This is a genomic window from Shinella sp. G-2, from assembly GCF_050172695.1.
Taxonomy (GTDB): domain Bacteria; phylum Pseudomonadota; class Alphaproteobacteria; order Rhizobiales; family Rhizobiaceae; genus Shinella.
In genome coordinates, this window is record NZ_JBBEYH010000005.1 from 148700 (window position 1) to 165525 (window position 16826).

The following is a 16826-nucleotide window of genomic DNA, read 5'->3' on the forward strand; positions in this document are numbered from 1 at the left end:
GCAATTTTAAGGAAGCCTCCCTTACGGTTTCGTCACAACCGGGGACACTCTTCTTGTCAGTGACAGCCGCCATCAGCCGCCATCTGGCGTCCATTGCAGAGTGGGCGCGGCCGTCGCTCGTCCCGGCAGCCATTGCCGGTTGCGTCATCCTGACCGGCAGCATCCTCTACGAGCGGCAGAACGAGCGCGTCTACCGCAACGAATTGCAGACCCACGTTTCGGGCGATCTCGCGCTGGTCGGCGCGCGCCTGCAGAGCGAGGTGAACAGCAATGTCGCGGCGCTGCGCAGCGTCGCCAACATGTTCGCCGTCGCGCCCCAACAGGCGACGCTGCAGTTCAACGTCTTCGCCCGCAAGCTGATGCTGCAGAACACCCATTTCCGCCGTGTCGGCGTCGCGCCCGCCGGAAAGGTGACGCAGGCCTTCCCGCTCGACGGCAACCAGCATTATATCGGCACCGATTTCAACCGCTTCCCCTCCTTCCGGAGCGCCGCACAGGCGGACCGTTCGCGCGGACGCCCGCTGATGTTCGGCCCGGTCGAATTCGCCAGGGGGGGACGCGGCTTCAACCTCTTCATGCCGGTCTTCACCAATGTCGACGCACGGTATTATTTCTGGGGTTACATCGACGGGTTGATCGACGCGCGCAAGCTCTTCACCGATGCCGGCCTGATCGACCCGGACCACCATGTGCGGCCCGGCATGACGCAGCACGAAGCCGATATCGAGCTTGCCATCCGCGATGTCAGCGTTCCCGACAACATCGTCGACCCGTTCTTCGGCAGGGCCGAGATCTTCGAGAACGAACCGGTCGTACAGGTGCTCGACTTTCCCGGCGGACGCTGGGAACTGGCGGCCGTCCCGTCCAGGGGCTGGCATCACCCGCCGGAGAACCGCGCGCAGATCCGCCTGATGATCGCCATCGCCGCGCTCGTCATCATCGTTCCGATCTTCCTGACCGGCAGCCTCGTCAGCGAGCGCCAGCGCAACATCGCCCGGCTGAAGGCGCGCGAGCGGCAGGTCAAGTCGCTCTCCCAGCGCCTCGACATCGCGCTCGACGCCTCCAAGATCGGCATCTGGGAAATCGAGCTTGCGACGGGCGCGCGCAACTGGGACCCGCAGATGCACCGCCTGCACGGCTTTGCGGAGAACCAGACACCGAACGACATGGAATGGCGTTCCGTGCTCCATCCCGACGACGTCGCCATCGCCAAGGCCGAAATGGACATGATCCGCGCCGGCGGCAACGACTACAAGTCGCAGTACCGCATCCTCATGCCCGACGGCAGCTGGCACTATATCCGCAATGTCGGCTCGCGCCTCATCGGCCCGAACGGCGAGGAAAAGCTGACCGGCATCAGCTGGGACGTCACCGAGGACGTGCTGCTCAACCAGGCGCTCCAGAGCGCCAAGGAACACGCGGAAGTCCAGAACACCGCGCTCGCCAAGCTCACCCGCCGCCTCGACCTCGCGCTCGATTCCTACCAGTGCGGTCTCTGGGAGGCCGACCTTGCGGACGGCGTGACGCTGTGGGACGAGCGCATGCACCAGCTTTACGGCCTTGCCTATACGGACGGCATCGTCTCGCACGAGGCCTGGCTCGGCGTCATCCATCCCGATGACCGCGAGGCGACGCTGGAAAACGTCAATCACTGCATCGCGCATGATCTGCCCTATGTGCAGGAGGCGCGCATCGTACTGCCGGGCGGCGCCGTCCGGCATGTGCGCTCGGTCGGCAAGATCCACCACGGCCAGGACGGCAGCCGCAAGCTGATCGGCATCGCCTTCGACGTCACCGAGGACGTGATCCTCAAGGAAAACCTGAAGGCCGCCAAGGAACAGGCCGACGCCAAGAATGTCGAACTGGAACAGGCCAAGACGCGCATCGAGCACAATGCGCTGCACGATCCGCTGACGGGGCTCGGCAACCGCCGCAAACTCGACGACGAGCTGACGGGCATCGCCGAACTCAGCGAGATGATGGATGTGCACGTCGGCATCCTGCATATCGACCTCGACCGCTTCAAGCAGATCAACGACACGCTCGGCCACGCGGCCGGCGATGCGCTGCTCGTGCATGCATCGCAGGTGCTGCGCGCCTCCACCCGCAAGGGCGACCTCATCGCCCGCATCGGCGGCGACGAATTCGTCGTGGTGGTGACCAACACGACCGACCAGGATTATCTGAGCGTGCTCGCCCGCCGCATCATCACGCTGATGCAGCAGCCGGTCGACTACGAGGGGCATCTGTGCCGCTTCGGCGTCAGCATCGGCATCGCGCTGGCCGAAGGCCGCATGATCGACACGGGCAAGCTCTTGGTGAATGCCGATATCGCCCTCTACCGCGCCAAGGCGATGGGGCGCAACCGCCACGAATTCTTCACCGAGGTGCTGCAGGCCGAGATCGTCTCGAACAAGCGCATCGCCGACGACATTCTCGCCGGCATCGAGAACAACGAATTCGTGCCCTATTACCAGCCGCAGATCGACGCCGGCACGCTGAAGCTCGCCGGCGCCGAGGCGCTGATCCGCTGGAACCATCCGCGCGACGGCCTGCTGACGCCCGACCGGTTCCTCAAGATCGCCGAAGACCTCAACGTCATGGCGACGCTCGACCGGATCGTCCTGGAAAAGGCGCTGCTCGACTGCGCGCGCTGGGCGGCGCAGGGACTGGTCATGCCGAAGATCTCGGTCAACGTCTCCGCCCGCCGGCTGCGCGACGAGAGCCTGATCGAAAGCCTCACCGGCCTTTCCATCCAGCCCGGCCAGATTTCCTTCGAACTGGTGGAATCGATCTTCCTCGACGAGAGCGACGACGTGGTTCTCAGCAATCTGGAACGCATCAAGGCGCTCGGCATCGACATCGAGATCGACGATTTCGGCACCGGCCACACCTCCATCGTCAGCCTGCTGAAATTGAAGCCCAAGCGCCTGAAGATCGACCGCCAGCTCGTCGCGCCCATCCTGTCCTCGCACAACGAGCAGGCGCTGGTGCGCTCGATCATCGAGATCGGCCGCTCGCTCGGCATCGAGATCGTCGCCGAGGGCGTCGAGACGATGGAGCATGCCGACATGCTGAACCGCCTCGGCTGCGACCTGCTGCAGGGCTATGCCTTCGCCAAGCCGCTGTCGCGCGATGCGTTCCTCGCCTTCGGCAGCGAGATGCGCTGGAAGCTGGCGTCGTAAGGCCTTCCGCGCCGCCTGCGGGAGAAATGGCGGCGGCCGGATGAGGGGCAATCACCAATAGCGCAACGCCAAGGTCGCGAAACCCTTGTCCCTCCCCCGCCTTTTCCACTAAGAGGGAACGCACTTTCTTTCGGGTCCGGTTCCGCTCATGTCGCACAATACCTTCGGTCATCTTTTCCGCGTCACCACCTGGGGCGAAAGCCACGGGCCGGCGCTCGGCTGCGTGGTGGACGGTTGCCCGCCCGGCATCCGCTTCACGCTCGCCGAACTCCAGGCCTGGCTCGACAAGCGCAAGCCCGGCCAGTCGCGCTTCGTGACGCAGCGCCGCGAGGACGACCTCGTCAAGGTTCTCTCCGGCGTGATGCTGGACGAGGACGGCGAGACGATGATCACCACCGGCACGCCCGTCTCCATGCTGATCGAGAACACCGACCAGCGCTCCAAGGATTACGGCGAGATCGCCCGCCGCTACCGCCCCGGCCATGCCGACTATGCCTATGACGTGAAATACGGCATCCGCGACTATCGCGGCGGCGGCCGCTCCTCCGCCCGCGAGACCGCCGCGCGCGTCGCCGCCGGCGGCCTTGCGCGCAAGGTCGTGCCTGGCCTTACCGTGCGCGCCGCGCTGGTGCAGATCGGCAAGCACAAGATCGACCGCCGCAACTGGGACTGGAACGAGGTGAACAACAACCCGTTCTTCGCACCGGACCCGGCCATCGTTCCCGTCTGGGAAGAGTATCTCGACAGCATCCGCAAAGCGGGCTCCTCCATCGGCGCCGTCGTGGAAGTCGTCGCCGAGGGCGTGCCGGCCGGTATCGGCGCGCCGATCTACGGCAAGCTCGACCAGGACATCGCCTCGCTGCTGATGTCGATCAATGCCGTCAAGGGCGTCGAGATCGGCGAAGGCTTCGCCTCGGCGGAACTTACCGGCGAGGAGAATGCCGACGAGATGCGCATGGGCAATGACGGCAACCCGATCTTCCTGTCCAACCATGCCGGCGGCATCCTCGGCGGCATTTCGACGGGCCAGCCGGTCGTCGCGCGCTTCGCCATCAAGCCCACCTCCTCCATCCTCACAGAGCGCCGCTCCATCGATGCCGACGGCAACAATGTCGACGTGCGCACCAAGGGCCGGCACGACCCCTGCGTCGGCATCCGCGCCGTGCCCATCGGCGAGGCGATGGTTGCCTGCGCCATTGCCGATCACTACCTGCGCGACCGCGGCCAGACCGGCCGCCTGAAATAGGAGCCTGCCATGAGCTACGACCAGAAGCGTGTCGTCGACGCCATCCGCGCCTTCGAGGCCGGCGAGATCGTCGTCGTCATGGATGACGACGGCCGCGAGAACGAGGGCGACCTGATCGTCGCCGCCGTGCATTGCACGCCCGAAAAGATGGCCTTCATCGTGCGCCACACCTCCGGCATCGTCTGCACGCCCATGCCGCGCGAGGAGGCCCGGCGCCTCAATCTCAACGCCATGGTGGCCGAAAACGATTCGGCCCACACCACCGCCTTCACCGTCTCCGTCGACTTCAAGCACGGCACGACGACGGGCATTTCCGCCGACGACCGCACGCTGACCGTGCGCAATCTCGCCAATCCGAATGTCGGCCCGACGGATTTCGTGCGGCCCGGCCATATCTTCCCGCTGGTCGCCCGCGAGGGCGGCGTGCTGATGCGCTCCGGCCATACGGAAGCCGCCGTCGACCTCTGCAGGCTGGCGAGCCTCCCACCGATCGGCGTCATCAGCGAACTCGTCAATGACGACGGCACCGTCATGCGCGGCCCGCAGGTCGCCGCCTTTGCCGAGAAGAACGGCCTCAAGCAGGTGTCCGTCGCCGATCTCATCGCCTATCGCCAGCGCAAGGAAACGCTGATCGAACAGGTCGGCAGCTTCGACATCGAGACGCCCTACGGCAAGGCCAAGGCCCTGACCTACACCCTGCCCTGGGACCCGATGCAGCACCTTGCCGTGGTCTTCGGCGACATCCGGGACGGCGTCGACATTCCGGTGCGCCTGCATCTCGAAAATGTCGGCGGCGACGTCTTCGGCGCCGGACGGCAGATCGACGGCATCATGAAGCGCATCGCCGAACAGGGCCGCGGCGTCATCGTGTATCTGCGCGAGGGTTCGGTCGGCGTCGGCCAGTCCACCACCGCCCGCAAGGCCATGCACGAGCGCGAAGGCCATGACGAGGCGCAGGCCCGTGAAAGCGAATGGCTGGAAATCGGCCTCGGCGCGCAGATCCTCAAGGATCTCGGCGTCACCTCGATCCGCCTGATGGCCTCGCGCGAGCGCCATTATGTCGGCCTCGAGGGCTTCGGCATAGAGATCAGCGCCACCGACCTCTGCTGACAGCGAATATCCCGCGCCGCAGAAACGTCTGGAGGACGCGGGGTTTCATCGGGGGCATGACGGCATGTGGGATTTCAGCATCGGCAAGACCATCGGCATCCTCGCCCGGACCATGCCCTTCATCCTCCTGCGCATGGTGATCTACTTCGTCATCACGCTCGCCTTCATCCTCGCCACGGGCGCCGGGGCCGGCATCGGCTACGGCGTCGGCTCGCTCTCCGACAGCCCGGAATCCTTCGCCGTCTGGGGCGGCATCTTCGGCATGGGCTTCGTGGGCGTCGCCGTCTACTGGGCGCGCGAATGGCTGCTCTACATGGTCAAGGCCGCCCATATCGCCGTCATCGTCAAGCTGATCGACGGCGAGGCGCTGCCGGACGGCAAGGGACAGGTCGCCTATGGCCGCGAGGTCGTTGCCGCGCGCTTCGGCGAGGCGAATGTGCTGTTCGCGCTCGACCAGCTCATCAAGGGCGTCATCGCCGCGATCACCGGGCTGATCGGCGGCATCGCCGCCTTCCTGCCCATTCCCGGCCTCGACGGCATCGCGCGCTTCGCCAACACCGTCATCCGCCTGTCGCTGACCTATGTCGACGAGATCGTACTCGGCTACAACATCCGCACCGGCAGCGACAATGCCTTCGAAAGCGCGCGCCACGGCCTCGTGCTCTATGCGCAGAACGGGCTGAAGATGGTGAAGAACGCCGTCTGGCTCGCCGTCTTCCTGTGGATCCTGTCCATCGCGGTCTTCCTGCTGGCGCTCGCGCCGGCCGCCGCCATCCTCTATGCCTTCCCCGGCGAGACCGCGGCCTTCAGCTTCGTCGTCGCCATCGTCTTCGCCTGGGCCTTTCGCGCCGCCGTGCTGGAGCCCTTCGCCATCGCCGCCCTGATGGCGGTCTATTTCGAGACGATCCGCGGCCAGGCGCCCGATCCCGAATGGGACGCGAAACTGATGGGCGCCTCCGAGAAGTTCCGCGCCCTGACACAAGAGGCCAAGTCCGCCTTCGGCGGGAGGCCCGTCACGGCCTGAAAAGGGGGAGCTGGAGCATTGTCCGACGCCGAAGCGATCCCGCTTCGGCTGGAAATGCTCTAACCTTCGTCCCCGCGCCAGCCGTCGAGATAGCGGACCGTGTCCACGCCGGTGAATTTCGCCAGCCGCGCCAGTTCGGCCTCCAGCCGTTCCAGCCGGCCCGAGGAGACGCGGGTCTTCGGCTCCCACCAGAGCCGCTTGACATCGAGCGTGCCGGCCTTGCGGTCGGCCTTCATGTCGATGCGGCCGACGAGCCGGTCGCCTTCGAGCAGCGGGAAGACGTAGTAGCCGTATTGCCGCTTCGGCTCCGGCACGAAGATCTCGATGCGATAGAAATAGCCGAACAGCCGTTCCGTGCGGTTGCGGTCGCGAATCAGCGGATCGAAGGGCGAGAGCACACGCAGGCGCGCGGGTGGCTCCGGGACATCGCCGAGATTGTCCGGAAAATCGGCATAGGCATGGGAAGCGCGCGGCTTGCCGTCCATCGTCTCGATGGTGACAGGGCGCAGTTCGTCGCGATGGGCGTCCACCCAGGCCTTCGCCTCGTCCGGCGAGATCAGGTCCCAGAAGGCGGCGATCTCGCCATGGGTGGCAAAGCCCAGCCGGTCCAGCGCGCTGCGGCAGGCCCAGTCGACAAAGGTGTCGTGCTCCACATCCGGCGCATGGTGATGGGGCGGCAGCACGCGGTCGACGAGATCATAGACCTTCTGGAAATTCTCCCGCCGGGCGATGGCGACCTTGCCGGTGCGCCAGAGATATTCCAGCGCCGTCTTGTTCGGATGCCAGTTCCACCAGCCGCCCGACTTGTGGTCGTCCGCCTTCAGATCGCGCGAGAGCACGGCCCCACCGGAGACGATGCGCTGGTAGGTCTCCTCGAAAGCGTTCTCGAAACCCGGCTCGCGCCATTTGCGCCAGCGCTCGATGATGCTGGCGTCCTCGCGGCGGAAGCGGTGCTTCCAGTAGCGGAAGAAGGCGCTCGGGATGATCGAGGCGTCGTGCGTCCAGTTCTCGAAGAGCTCGCCATCCTTCTCCAGAAGCTCCGACAGATGCTCGCGGCGGTAGGTCTGGTTGCGCGAGAAGAGGATCTGGTGATGCGCGCGCTCCACCGTGGCGATGCTGTCCACCTGCACGAAGCCGATGTCGTGGATGAGCTGCAGCAGCCCCTCCTTGCCGAGAAGGCGGCCGGGCGGCGCGCTGAGGCCCTGGCGGGCGAGGAAGATGCGCCGGGCTTCGGCGTTGGAGAGAAGAATCGTCATGCCGGATGATAGGCACATATTCTTGGTTTGTTCCATCCGTCTTGTGCCGGGAATCCGCTTTGCAATGCAACTCTCCTGCGGTTTCCTTTGAGACGCACCGTGTTATAGGTCGCAGCGACTTTCTGAAACGGGACCCCGCCTTGGATATCGTCTTCTCCGCCGCCACGGTGCACTATGCCGGCCGCGTCGCGCTGCATCCGCTGGCGCTGACGCTTTCGGAACGGCGCATCGGCGTCGTCGGCCTCAACGGTTCCGGCAAGTCGACCATGGCGCGGCTGATCAACGGGCTGGTGAAGCCGACCGCTGGCACGGTGACGGTCGGCGGCCTCGACACGGTGGCGGACGCCGAGGCGGCGCGCGGCAGGACCGGCTTCATCTTCCAGAACCCGCAGCACCAGATGATCCTGCCGATTCTTGCCGAAGACATCGCCTTCGGCCTGAAGAACCGCGGGCTCGGCAAGGCCGAGATCGCCGAGAAGACCGAGGCGATCCTTGCGCGCTTCGGCATTTCCCATCTAGCGCGCCGCCGCGTGCACGAGCTTTCGGGCGGCGAGACGCAGCTTGGCGCCATTGCCAGCGTGCTCGTCACCGGCCCCGATCTTCTGATTCTCGACGAGCCGACGAACCAGCTGGACCTCAAGAACCGGGCGCTCATCGAACGCACCGTCGCGGCCCTGCCGGAACAGGTCCTTGTCATCACGCACGATCTTGCGCTGCTCGAGAGCTTCGAGCGCGTGCTGGTGTTCAACGAGGGCCGGCTGGCGGCGGATGGCCGCCCGACCGAGGCCATCGCGGCCTACCGGGAGATCGCCGCGTGCTGAACGGGCTTGATATCGACGGCGCCACGCCGCTGCATCGCATGCCAGTGCGCGGCAAGCTGGCGCTGCTCTTCATCGCCGCCATCGCGCTCTTCGCTATCGGCGACCTGCGGGTTCTGGCGCCCGCGCTCGCTCTTGCCGCCGCGCTTTACCTCTCGACCGGGATCGGTCCCGCCGAGGCGTTCCGGCGCGTCCGTTTCGTGCTCTTCACGGTTCTCCTCGTGGCGGCGGCAAACTGGTTCCTTCATTCGCCGCATGAGGCCTTCGTCACCTTCTGCCGCCTTTCCGCCCTCGTCATCCTTGCCGCCGCCATCACCGCAACGACGGGCATTTCCGCCTTCATGGACGAGATCACCCGGCTTCTCCTGCCGCTCGAGCGCTTCGGCCTGGTGCGCGCGGCGGATGTCAGCCTGGCGGTCGGTCTCGTCATCCGCTTCGTGCCGGAAATCCTGGCGCGCTATCACGACATCGCCGAGGCGCATCGCGCGCGCGGCCTGCCGGTCCGCCCGCTCACCACGCTGGTGCCGCTGATCATCCTGACGCTGAAGAACGCGGACACGATCGCCATGGCGATTGACGCCCGCGGTTTTCGGCGGCACTAAATGCCCACCCTCTTTTGTCCATCGGGAAATCTGACATGACCACCAGAGACATCGTCCTTGCCGCCCTCTTCGCCGCGATCATCGTGGTGCTCGGGCTGCTGCCGCCGATCACGCTCGGCTTCATTCCGGTGCCGATCACCGCGCAGACGCTCGGCGTCATGCTGGCCGGCTGCATTCTCGGCGCCAAGCGCGGCGCGGCCGCCGTGCTGCTGGTGCTGCTGCTGGCGGCCATCGGCCTGCCGGTCCTCGCCGGCGGACGCGGCGGTCTCGCCGTCTTCGCAACGCCCAGCACCGGTTATCTGATCGGCTGGGTCTTCGGCGCCTTCGTCTGCGGCCTCATTGCCGAGCGCCTGGTGAAGGAAGGCCAGCCCGAGCTTTCGCAATATGCCGGCTTCCTCGCCGCGTCCGTCGTCGGCGGCATCGCCGTCGTCTATCTCTTCGGCATTCCGTGGCTCGCCTATGCCGCCGGCATGACGCTCGGCAATGCCGCGACCGCCTCGCTCGCCTTCGTGCCGGGCGACCTCATCAAGGCCGTCGTCGCCATGCTCGCCGGCCGCGCGGTGCTCGCCGGCTATCCGCTGCTGCCGCAGCGCGCCTGATGTCGCTGTCCGGCGCCATCGAACGGCACGCCGCCACCGATCCCGCGAGCCCGGCCTTCCATCTGGAGGGCCGGGTTCTTTCCTATCGTGCGCTCGCCGCCACCGCGCGGCAGGTCTTCGCCGCGCTCGCCGCTCTTGCGCCGGAGGGGCGCAGCATCATCGGGCCGCAGAACCGGCTCACCGTGATCCTCACCGGCAACCACGCGCTCTTTCCCGCCGCCTTCGCCGCCGCCACCGCCGGCAACAGCTGCGCCGCCCTGATCGATCCGCACCTGCCCGAGGCCGTGCGCCAGCGCATGATCGACGCGCTCGATCCCGACCTCCTCGTCACCGCCGAAGGCGATGCGCTGCGGATCCGCAACCCGCGCACGGACGCGACGCATCTGGTCGGCGAAAGCAAGGCGCTCGACCATCCCCCGTTGCCCGACGGCGACGACGACGCGCCGTTCCTGATCGTCTTCACCTCCGGCACCACTGCCGATCCGAAACCCATCATCCGCGACCGGCGCTCCTGGCGCACCAGCCTTGCAACCGGCGCGCCGTTCTTCGGCATCGACAGCGGCACCACGACCTATGCCCCCGGCCCCCTCGCCCATGGCCTTGCGCTCTATGCCATGACGGAAACGCTGCTGGCCGGCGGGGCCTTCCATTCCGCCTGCGCCTTCGACGCCGCCGAGGCGCTCACCGAAATCCGGCAGGGCGGCATAAGCCGGCTCGTGCTGGTGCCGACGATGCTGCGACGGCTTTGCGCCGGCGCGCCGCTCGAGACGGTAGAGGCGATCACCGTCGCCGGGGCCAAGCTGACGACGGCCGATCATGCGCTCTGCGCGCAGCATTTCCCCAGGGCGGCGCTGCGGGAATATTACGGCGCCTCGGAACTCGGCTTCATCACCGTCACCGCGCCCGGCGATGCCGCCTCCTCCACAGCCGTTGGCACAGCCTTTCCCGGCGTTTCCCTGTCCGTTCTCGATGCGGAGGGCAAGGTGCTACCGGCGGGGGAAACCGGCACGATCTTCGTCGAAAGCCCGCTCGTCGCCACCGGCTATCTCGGCGCCGGCGACGGCGCGGGGCTCGCGCGGTTCGGCGCCCGCGCCACCGTCGGCGATCTCGGCTTCCTGGAGGCGGACGGCACGCTGCACCTGCTCGGCCGCGCCGGCGGCATGGTGCTTTCGGGCGGCAACAACATCTATCCCTCGGAGGTCGAGGCCGCGCTGACCGGGCTTGCCGGCATCCGCGCCGCCCATGTCTTCGGCGTCGAGGATGCCGACCTCGGCAGCGCGCTCGTCGCCGTGATCGAGCCCGATGGCGACCTGACGCCTGATAGCCTGAAGGCCGCCATGGCGGCGGTGCTGCCGCGCTACAAGCAGCCGCGCCGCATCTGGCGCTGCCGCGCCCTGCCGGTAACGCCCTCCGGCAAGGTGGAGGCGAAGACGGTGCGGCAATGGGTCATGGAGGCAAATGATGCGCTCGAACCCTTCGTCTGACCCCGATCGCATCCCCGTCATCGCCGCGGCCTTCCGCACCCCCATCGGCCGGATCAACGGTTCGCTCGCGGCCATCGAGCCGGCGAGCCTTGCCGTGCCGCTCATCCGCCGCATCCTCGCGGAAACCGGCATCGCCCCCGAGGCGGTGGACGACGTCATCCTCGGCAATGCCGCCAACAGCGCCGGCAATCTCGCGCGTCTCGCCGCGCTGGAGGCCGGCCTGCCCGTCTGCGTGCCCGGCCTGACGGTGGACCGGCAATGCGGCTCGGGACTGGAGGCGATCGCACTGGCAGCGCGCCTCGTTCAGGCCGGCGCGGGCGACATCTACCTTGCCGGCGGCACGGAAAGCACCAGCCGCGCGCATCTGCGCTTCCGCCCGCCGCTGGCGCCAGACGGTGTGCCGGAGCCGGTGCGGCGCGCCCGCATGGCGCCCGATGCCATCGGCGATCCGGACATGGGCATTGCCGCCGAAAATGTCGCCGCCCATGCCGGCATCAGCCGCGAACGGCAGGATGCCTTCGCGCTGGAAAGCCATCGCCGCGCGGTGGCGGCGCGGCGGGCGGGGCGGTTCGTCCAGGAGATCGTGCCCGTCGAAATACCCGCCGGCATCGTGCTCGAGGACGAATGCCCGCGCGAAAACACCTCGCTGGAAAAGCTGGGCGCGCTGAAACCCGTCTTCAGCCCCGACGGCACGGTGACGGCGGGCAATGCCTGCCCGGTCAATGACGGGGCGGCGCTCGTGCTGGTCACCTCCCGCGCCGAGGCGGAACGGCGCGGCCTGCCTCTCCTGCTGGAGGTGGTGGACAGCGCCGTCGCCGGGGTGGAGCCTGCCTTGCTCGGGCTTGGCCCCGTGCCGGCCATGGGCAAGCTTGTCGCGCGCAATCCCGGCCTCGACGCGCCGGCCGTTCCCTTCATCGAGTTCAACGAGGCCTTCGCGTCGCAGGTGCTGGCGAGCCTCGATGCGCTCGGCATCAATCCCACCGCCGTCAACCGCGAGGGCGGCGCGCTGGCGCTCGGCCACCCCTATGGCGCGTCCGGCGCCATCCTCGTCACCCGTCTTTTCGCGCAGATGCGGGACGCCGAACCCGGCACGCAGGGGCTTGCCATGATGGGCATCGGCGGCGGCATGGGTATTGCAACGCTTTTCAAAAAAACAGGATTTTGAGGAAAGTCATGAGCAACACGATCTATTCCGGCGGCTGCCTGTGCGGCGCCATCCGTTTCGAAGCCACCGGCCCGGCCGAAAAGCCGCATACCTGCTCCTGCCGCTTCTGCCAGCAGCATACCGGCGCGCCGACCGCCGCCTGGGTGGAATTTCCCGCCGCGCGCCTGAACTGGACGGGCACGGGCGGCAAGCCGTCCACCTGGCGCTCCTCCGATTATTCCAGCCGCGCCTTCTGCCCGGCCTGCGGCAGTTCCATCGGCGCCATCGACGACGAACCCGTGGTGGCGCTGCTCATCGGCGGTTTCGACGATCCGGCCGATCCGGCGCTGGCGCCGCACTATCATTCCTTCGAGGATTGCCGGCCGGGCTGGCTGCGGGTGGAGACGGCCTCAGGAGAGGTATGACTTCAGCCAGTCGCGCACCGTCTGCGGCACGTTGACGGGCTGGCGGGTCACTGGGTCGACGGCGACCCAGACGATCTCCAGATCGGCGACCGGCGCATTCCCGGAGGTGATGGCGACCGCGAAGCTGAGCGAGGTCGCGCCGATGCGCGTGACCGAGACCTTGAAGCGGGCGACATCGTCGAGGCGCAGGCCCAGGTGGAAGGTGCAGCCGGACTTGCGCACGAAATAGACCGGATCGGCCGGGCCTTCCGGCCGATGCCGCCAGAGATTTGCGACGGCCGCCTCCGCATGGGCATAGTAGGCGGCATTGTGCATATGGCCGTGCATGTCTATATCGCGGAACGGTATCCGGATCTCGCTGACCGTGATGTCTGCCGCCTGTTCCACGTCTTGTCCCGGGGTAAACCATGCTTCGTGCCGTTGTTAGAGCGTTCGGCGATCCCCGGCAAGTGATCGGCCTCGAAGAGGTTGAGCGCCCGGCGCCCGGCCCCGGCGAGGTGGAGATCCGCATCCGCCGCGCCGCGATCAACCCGTCCGACCTCATCCCCGTCACCGGCGCCTATCGCAGCCGCACCACCCTGCCCTTCGTTCCCGGCTTCGAGGGCGTGGGGGAGATCGTGCGGATGGGCGAAGGTATCGGCGAGGCTTGCCCCCCTCTGTCCTGCCGGACATCTCCCCCTCAAGGGGGGAGATCGGCAAGTGGCGAGACCTTTGCCCAACCGGCATCGTCGAAGAAGGACGAGACCTTGCCTCATCCAATCTCCCCCCCTGAGGGGGAGATGTCCGGCAGGACAGAGGGGGGTGCCTCATCCTCCCAAGGCGCGAAGAGAGGCCTCTCCATCGGCCAGCGGGTGCTGCCGATCGGCGCGAGCGGGCTTTGGCAGGAATATCTCATTCGCCCCGCGGACTGGTGCTTCGCCGTCCCTGACGAGCTCTCCGACGCGGCGGCTGCCATGGCCTATGTGAACCCGCTGACCGCCTTCCAGCTGATCGATGCGGCCACGGCGCATTTCGGCGCGGCCGGCGGCCGGCGCGTCGGCGTGACGGCGGCGGCCTCGGCTATCGGGAAGATGCTGCTCGTCCTTCTCGCCGAGGCGGGTTTCCGTCCGGTGGCACTGGTGCGCAGCACGGCGACCGCGGCGCGGCTTCGGGAGAGCTTTTCCGGCGAGATCGCCATAGAGCCCGTGCCGCTCGACGCCGTGCTCGACGCGGTGGGCGGGGATGCGGGCAATGCCCTCTTCCGGCAGGTCCGGCCCGGCGGCACCTTCATCCAGTATGGCGCGCTTTCCGGCGCGCAGCTCGATCCCGCGCTCGTCGCCGCGCGCCGCCTCGACGTCGCCTTCTCCTTCCTGTGGCTGCGCAACTGGGTGCATGCGGCCCCGCGCGCAGCCATCGAAAGCGCTTTTTCCCGCAGCTTTGCCGGCATTCGCGCCGGCATCCTCGGCTCGGCCGTCGACGCCGTCTTTCCGCTTGCCGATCTGCCGGCGGCGCTTGCGCGGCAGGAGGATCCGGCCCGGGCCGGAAAACTGCTGCTGGCGCCATGACGGTTGAAAAGCCGTGGACACGGCCCATTTCCCGTGGACCGCATCAATCGCAATGGGTAGCTTCCGGCCATGACGACGTTTCTCTTCGAGAACCCGATCTTCCTCGAGCATCACACGCCTGAGGGCCACCCGGAGCGGTCGGACCGTATCCGGGCGCTGAACCTTGCGCTGGAGCATGAGCGCTTCGCGCCGCTCGTGCGCGAGAAGGCCCCGCAGGCGAACGAGGATTTCGTGCTGCTCGCCCATCCGGAAAGCCACCTGCGCGCCGTGATGTCCGAAATCCCCGAGGAGGGCATCAACCAGGTCGAGGCCGATACCTATGCCAGTCCCGCCAGCCTGCAGGCGGCGCTGACCGGCATCGGCGGCGCGATCGCCGCGGTCGACGCCGTCTTTTCCGGCAAGGCGGACAATGCCTTCGTTGCCGCCCGCCCGCCCGGCCACCATGCCGAGCGCGACAAGGCGATGGGCTTCTGCTTCTTCAACAATGCCGCCATCGCCGCCCGCCACGCGCAGAAGGCCTATGGCGCCGAGCGCGTCGCCATCGTCGACTGGGACGTGCACCACGGCAACGGCACACAGGACATCTTCTTCGACGATCCCTCCGTGCTGTTCTGCTCGACGCACCAGATGCCGCTCTATCCCGGCACCGGCGCGAAGGACGAGACGGGCGCGGGCAATATCGTCAATGCGCCGCTGTCGATGAATGACGGCAGCGACCATTTCCGCGAGGCCTTCAGATCGCGCGTGCTGCCGCGCGTTGCCGATTTCCGGCCGGACCTGATCGTCATCTCCGCCGGCTTCGATGCGCATCACCGCGACCCGCTGGCCCAGATCAACCTCGTCGCCGACGATTTCGACTGGGCGACGGCCAAGCTGATGGAACTTTCCGAAAAATCGGCGAACAACCGGGTGGTCAGCCTGCTGGAAGGCGGCTACGACCTGACGGGCCTCGCCGAATCCGCCGCCACCCATATCTATCGCCTGATGAGAGGCTGACCATGAGCACGACCCCTTCCGCCCCCGGTCCCGATGTTTCCGCCCTCTCCTTCGAGCAGGCCGTCGAGGAACTGGAAAAGATCGTCGCCGCCCTCGAGCGCGGCGACGTGCCGCTCGACCGCTCCATCGAGATCTACGAGCGCGGCGAAGCGCTGAAGAAGCATTGCGAAACCCTGCTTTCGGCGGCCGAGAACCGCATCGAGAAGATCCGTCTCGACCGCGCCGGCAAGCCGCAGGGCACCGAGCCGCTCGACGGCTGACGTCGCGGCATCTCTGTCGCCCCGGTCTTCGGGCCGATTAGGAAGCACGCGGCGGCACGACGACACACCGTCAACGCCAGCCGCCCTATTCACGCCTCTCCCCGCCCGCTAGCATGCCCTCACGAACCAACAGGAGGGCGTGATGAGCTTCTTTCCGGGACAGGACCCCGAGGCCGGGGATGCGGCGGCGTGCGATGCGCTGGAACACCTGATCATTCCGCGCACCAGCGATATCGGCGGGCTGGAAGTGCGGCGGGCGCTGCCGACGGCCAAGCGCCGGCTGGTCGGCCCCTTCATCTTCTTCGACCGCATGGGTCCGGCGCTGTTGCGCGCCGGCGACGCCATCGACGTCAAGCCGCACCCGCATATCGGGCTTTCCACCGTCACCTATCTCTTCGACGGCGAGATCAAGCACCGCGACAGCCTGGGCACCGAAATGGTGATCGCCCCCGGCGACGTGAACCTGATGACGGCCGGGCGCGGCATCGTGCATTCCGAGCGCTCGCCGGAGAACCTGCGCGGCAAGCCGCAATCCATCTCCGGCCTGCAGACATGGCTGGCGCTGCCCGATCATCTCGAAGAATCGGCGCCGGTTTTCGCCCATACGACGAAGGCGGAGCTCCCGGCCTTCTCCGCCGACGGCATCACCGGGCGCACGATCATCGGCACCTATGAGGGCCATGCCTCGCCGGTCAGCGTGCCGACGGACACGCTCTATACCGACCTGATGCTGGCTCCCGGCGCTTCCGCGCCGCTTGCCGCCAACTGGGAGGAACGCGCGGTCTATATCCTTTCCGGCACGCTCGACGTGGCGGGCGACGTCTTCGAGGCCGACCGGCTGCTCGTCTTCCGCGCCGGCGATCCCATCACGCTGAAGGCGGGACCGCAGGGCTGTCACATCATGCTCTTCGGCGGCGCGGCGCTCGGCTCCAAGCGCTATATCTGGTGGAATTTCGTCTCCTCCTCCAAGGAACGCATCGAGCAGGCCAAGGAGGAATGGCGCACCGGCCGCTTCGACATCGTACCCGGCGACGAGGAAGAGTTCGTGCCGCTGCCAGTGGGCTAACGTATAGCCGTTCAAGCATATATAGGCCGACGCCATGGATACAGACGCCGGCCTCCTCCGGGAAATC

Annotated in this window: 16 protein-coding genes; 14 read left to right on the plus strand and 2 right to left on the minus strand. The window is 67.2% G+C overall.

The genetic code is table 11. The annotated features are described in order from the left end of the window. Nucleotides 1-59 precede the first annotated feature (59 nt). The 4 genes from V8U06_RS11520 to V8U06_RS11535 all read left to right on the plus strand — a co-directional run bounded on the left by V8U06_RS11520 (nt 60) and on the right by V8U06_RS11535 (nt 6565). Nucleotides 60-3185, plus strand: coding sequence for an EAL domain-containing protein (locus tag V8U06_RS11520; RefSeq protein ID WP_427140852.1), 3126 nt, complete (start codon nt 60-62; stop codon nt 3183-3185). 148 nt (nt 3186-3333) lie between these two features. Then, nucleotides 3334-4431: a chorismate synthase gene (aroC, locus tag V8U06_RS11525; protein WP_226920104.1), complete on the plus strand. Its 1098-nt coding sequence runs from the start codon at nt 3334-3336 to the stop codon at nt 4429-4431. A gap of 9 nt (nt 4432-4440) precedes the next feature. Then, nucleotides 4441-5541, plus strand: a complete 1101-nt coding sequence (ribB, locus tag V8U06_RS11530; RefSeq protein WP_226920105.1) for a 3,4-dihydroxy-2-butanone-4-phosphate synthase — start codon at nt 4441-4443, stop codon at nt 5539-5541. A 64-nt stretch (nt 5542-5605) separates the two neighbouring features. Further along, on the plus strand, nt 5606-6565 hold the full coding sequence (locus V8U06_RS11535) for a hypothetical protein (RefSeq protein WP_427140731.1): 960 nt from the start codon (nt 5606-5608) through the stop codon (nt 6563-6565). A 59-nt stretch (nt 6566-6624) separates the two neighbouring features. Here the strand turns inward: V8U06_RS11535 and V8U06_RS11540 are convergent, their stop codons facing one another. Then, nucleotides 6625-7821 (minus strand): winged helix-turn-helix domain-containing protein, encoded by a 1197-nt coding sequence (locus V8U06_RS11540; RefSeq protein WP_427140732.1) that lies wholly within the window; start codon nt 7819-7821, stop codon nt 6625-6627. A gap of 140 nt (nt 7822-7961) precedes the next feature. On the opposite strand from V8U06_RS11540, the gene V8U06_RS11545 reads away from it, so the two are divergent. From V8U06_RS11545 to V8U06_RS11570, 6 genes are read left to right on the plus strand one after another with little or no spacing between them, the layout of a single operon-like run. Beyond that, nucleotides 7962-8642, plus strand: a complete 681-nt coding sequence (locus V8U06_RS11545; protein ID WP_226920108.1) for an energy-coupling factor ABC transporter ATP-binding protein — start codon at nt 7962-7964, stop codon at nt 8640-8642. Further along, a complete protein-coding gene (locus V8U06_RS11550) occupies nt 8636-9241 on the plus strand; it encodes an energy-coupling factor transporter transmembrane component T family protein (RefSeq protein WP_427140733.1) in 606 nt (201 codons plus the stop codon). The genes V8U06_RS11545 and V8U06_RS11550 overlap by 7 nt, the downstream gene beginning before the upstream one ends. Before the next feature lie 35 nt (nt 9242-9276). Next, nucleotides 9277-9840 (plus strand): biotin transporter BioY, encoded by a 564-nt coding sequence (locus tag V8U06_RS11555; RefSeq protein WP_226920110.1) that lies wholly within the window; start codon nt 9277-9279, stop codon nt 9838-9840. Beyond that, the gene (locus V8U06_RS11560; RefSeq protein ID WP_427140734.1) at nt 9840-11324 is read left to right on the plus strand and encodes a class I adenylate-forming enzyme family protein; all 1485 of its coding nucleotides are present in this window, start codon (nt 9840-9842) and stop codon (nt 11322-11324) included. The genes V8U06_RS11555 and V8U06_RS11560 overlap by 1 nt, the downstream gene beginning before the upstream one ends. Further along, the gene (locus V8U06_RS11565; RefSeq protein WP_427140853.1) at nt 11302-12489 is read left to right on the plus strand and encodes a thiolase family protein; all 1188 of its coding nucleotides are present in this window, start codon (nt 11302-11304) and stop codon (nt 12487-12489) included. Before V8U06_RS11560 ends, V8U06_RS11565 begins: the two co-directional genes overlap by 23 nt. 8 nt (nt 12490-12497) lie before the next feature. Continuing rightward, entirely contained in the window at nt 12498-12893 is a 396-nt protein-coding gene (locus V8U06_RS11570; protein ID WP_427140735.1) for a GFA family protein, read from the plus strand. On the opposite strand, the gene V8U06_RS11575 is transcribed toward V8U06_RS11570, so the two are convergent. After that, complete coding sequence (locus tag V8U06_RS11575; protein WP_226920114.1) at nt 12879-13280, minus strand: acyl-CoA thioesterase; 402 nt, start codon at nt 13278-13280, stop codon at nt 12879-12881. The genes V8U06_RS11570 and V8U06_RS11575 overlap by 15 nt on opposite strands. A 20-nt stretch (nt 13281-13300) precedes the next feature. On the opposite strand from V8U06_RS11575, the gene V8U06_RS11580 reads away from it, so the two are divergent. The 4 genes from V8U06_RS11580 to V8U06_RS11595 all read left to right on the plus strand — a co-directional run bounded on the left by V8U06_RS11580 (nt 13301) and on the right by V8U06_RS11595 (nt 16759). After that, the gene (locus V8U06_RS11580) at nt 13301-14437 is read left to right on the plus strand and encodes a zinc-dependent alcohol dehydrogenase family protein (protein WP_427140736.1); all 1137 of its coding nucleotides are present in this window, start codon (nt 13301-13303) and stop codon (nt 14435-14437) included. 69 nt (nt 14438-14506) lie between these two features. Further along, nucleotides 14507-15433: a histone deacetylase family protein gene (locus V8U06_RS11585; RefSeq protein WP_427140737.1), complete on the plus strand. Its 927-nt coding sequence runs from the start codon at nt 14507-14509 to the stop codon at nt 15431-15433. A gap of 2 nt (nt 15434-15435) precedes the next feature. Then, nucleotides 15436-15693: an exodeoxyribonuclease VII small subunit gene (locus V8U06_RS11590; RefSeq protein WP_226920118.1), complete on the plus strand. Its 258-nt coding sequence runs from the start codon at nt 15436-15438 to the stop codon at nt 15691-15693. Between the two features lie 142 nt (nt 15694-15835). Then, nucleotides 15836-16759 (plus strand): pirin family protein, encoded by a 924-nt coding sequence (locus V8U06_RS11595; protein ID WP_427140738.1) that lies wholly within the window; start codon nt 15836-15838, stop codon nt 16757-16759. Nucleotides 16760-16826: the final 67 nt, after the last annotated feature.

Bases quoted from the DNA above. Each gene is read 5' to 3' on its own strand.
- aroC (WP_226920104.1), top strand. From the start codon at position 3,334: ATGTCGCACAATACCTTCGGTCATCTTTTCCGCGTCACCACCTGGGGC.
- ribB (WP_226920105.1), top strand. From the start codon at position 4,441: ATGAGCTACGACCAGAAGCGTGTCGTCGACGCCATCCGCGCCTTCGAG.
- V8U06_RS11535 (WP_427140731.1), top strand. From the start codon at position 5,606: ATGTGGGATTTCAGCATCGGCAAGACCATCGGCATCCTCGCCCGGACC.
- V8U06_RS11540 (WP_427140732.1), bottom strand. From the start codon at position 7,821: ATGACGATTCTTCTCTCCAACGCCGAAGCCCGGCGCATCTTCCTCGCC.
- V8U06_RS11555 (WP_226920110.1), top strand. From the start codon at position 9,277: ATGACCACCAGAGACATCGTCCTTGCCGCCCTCTTCGCCGCGATCATC.
- V8U06_RS11560 (WP_427140734.1), top strand. From the start codon at position 9,840: ATGTCGCTGTCCGGCGCCATCGAACGGCACGCCGCCACCGATCCCGCG.
- V8U06_RS11565 (WP_427140853.1), top strand. From the start codon at position 11,302: ATGCGCTCGAACCCTTCGTCTGACCCCGATCGCATCCCCGTCATCGCC.
- V8U06_RS11570 (WP_427140735.1), top strand. From the start codon at position 12,498: ATGAGCAACACGATCTATTCCGGCGGCTGCCTGTGCGGCGCCATCCGT.
- V8U06_RS11580 (WP_427140736.1), top strand. From the start codon at position 13,301: ATGCTTCGTGCCGTTGTTAGAGCGTTCGGCGATCCCCGGCAAGTGATC.
- V8U06_RS11585 (WP_427140737.1), top strand. From the start codon at position 14,507: ATGACGACGTTTCTCTTCGAGAACCCGATCTTCCTCGAGCATCACACG.
- V8U06_RS11590 (WP_226920118.1), top strand. From the start codon at position 15,436: ATGAGCACGACCCCTTCCGCCCCCGGTCCCGATGTTTCCGCCCTCTCC.
- V8U06_RS11595 (WP_427140738.1), top strand. From the start codon at position 15,836: ATGAGCTTCTTTCCGGGACAGGACCCCGAGGCCGGGGATGCGGCGGCG.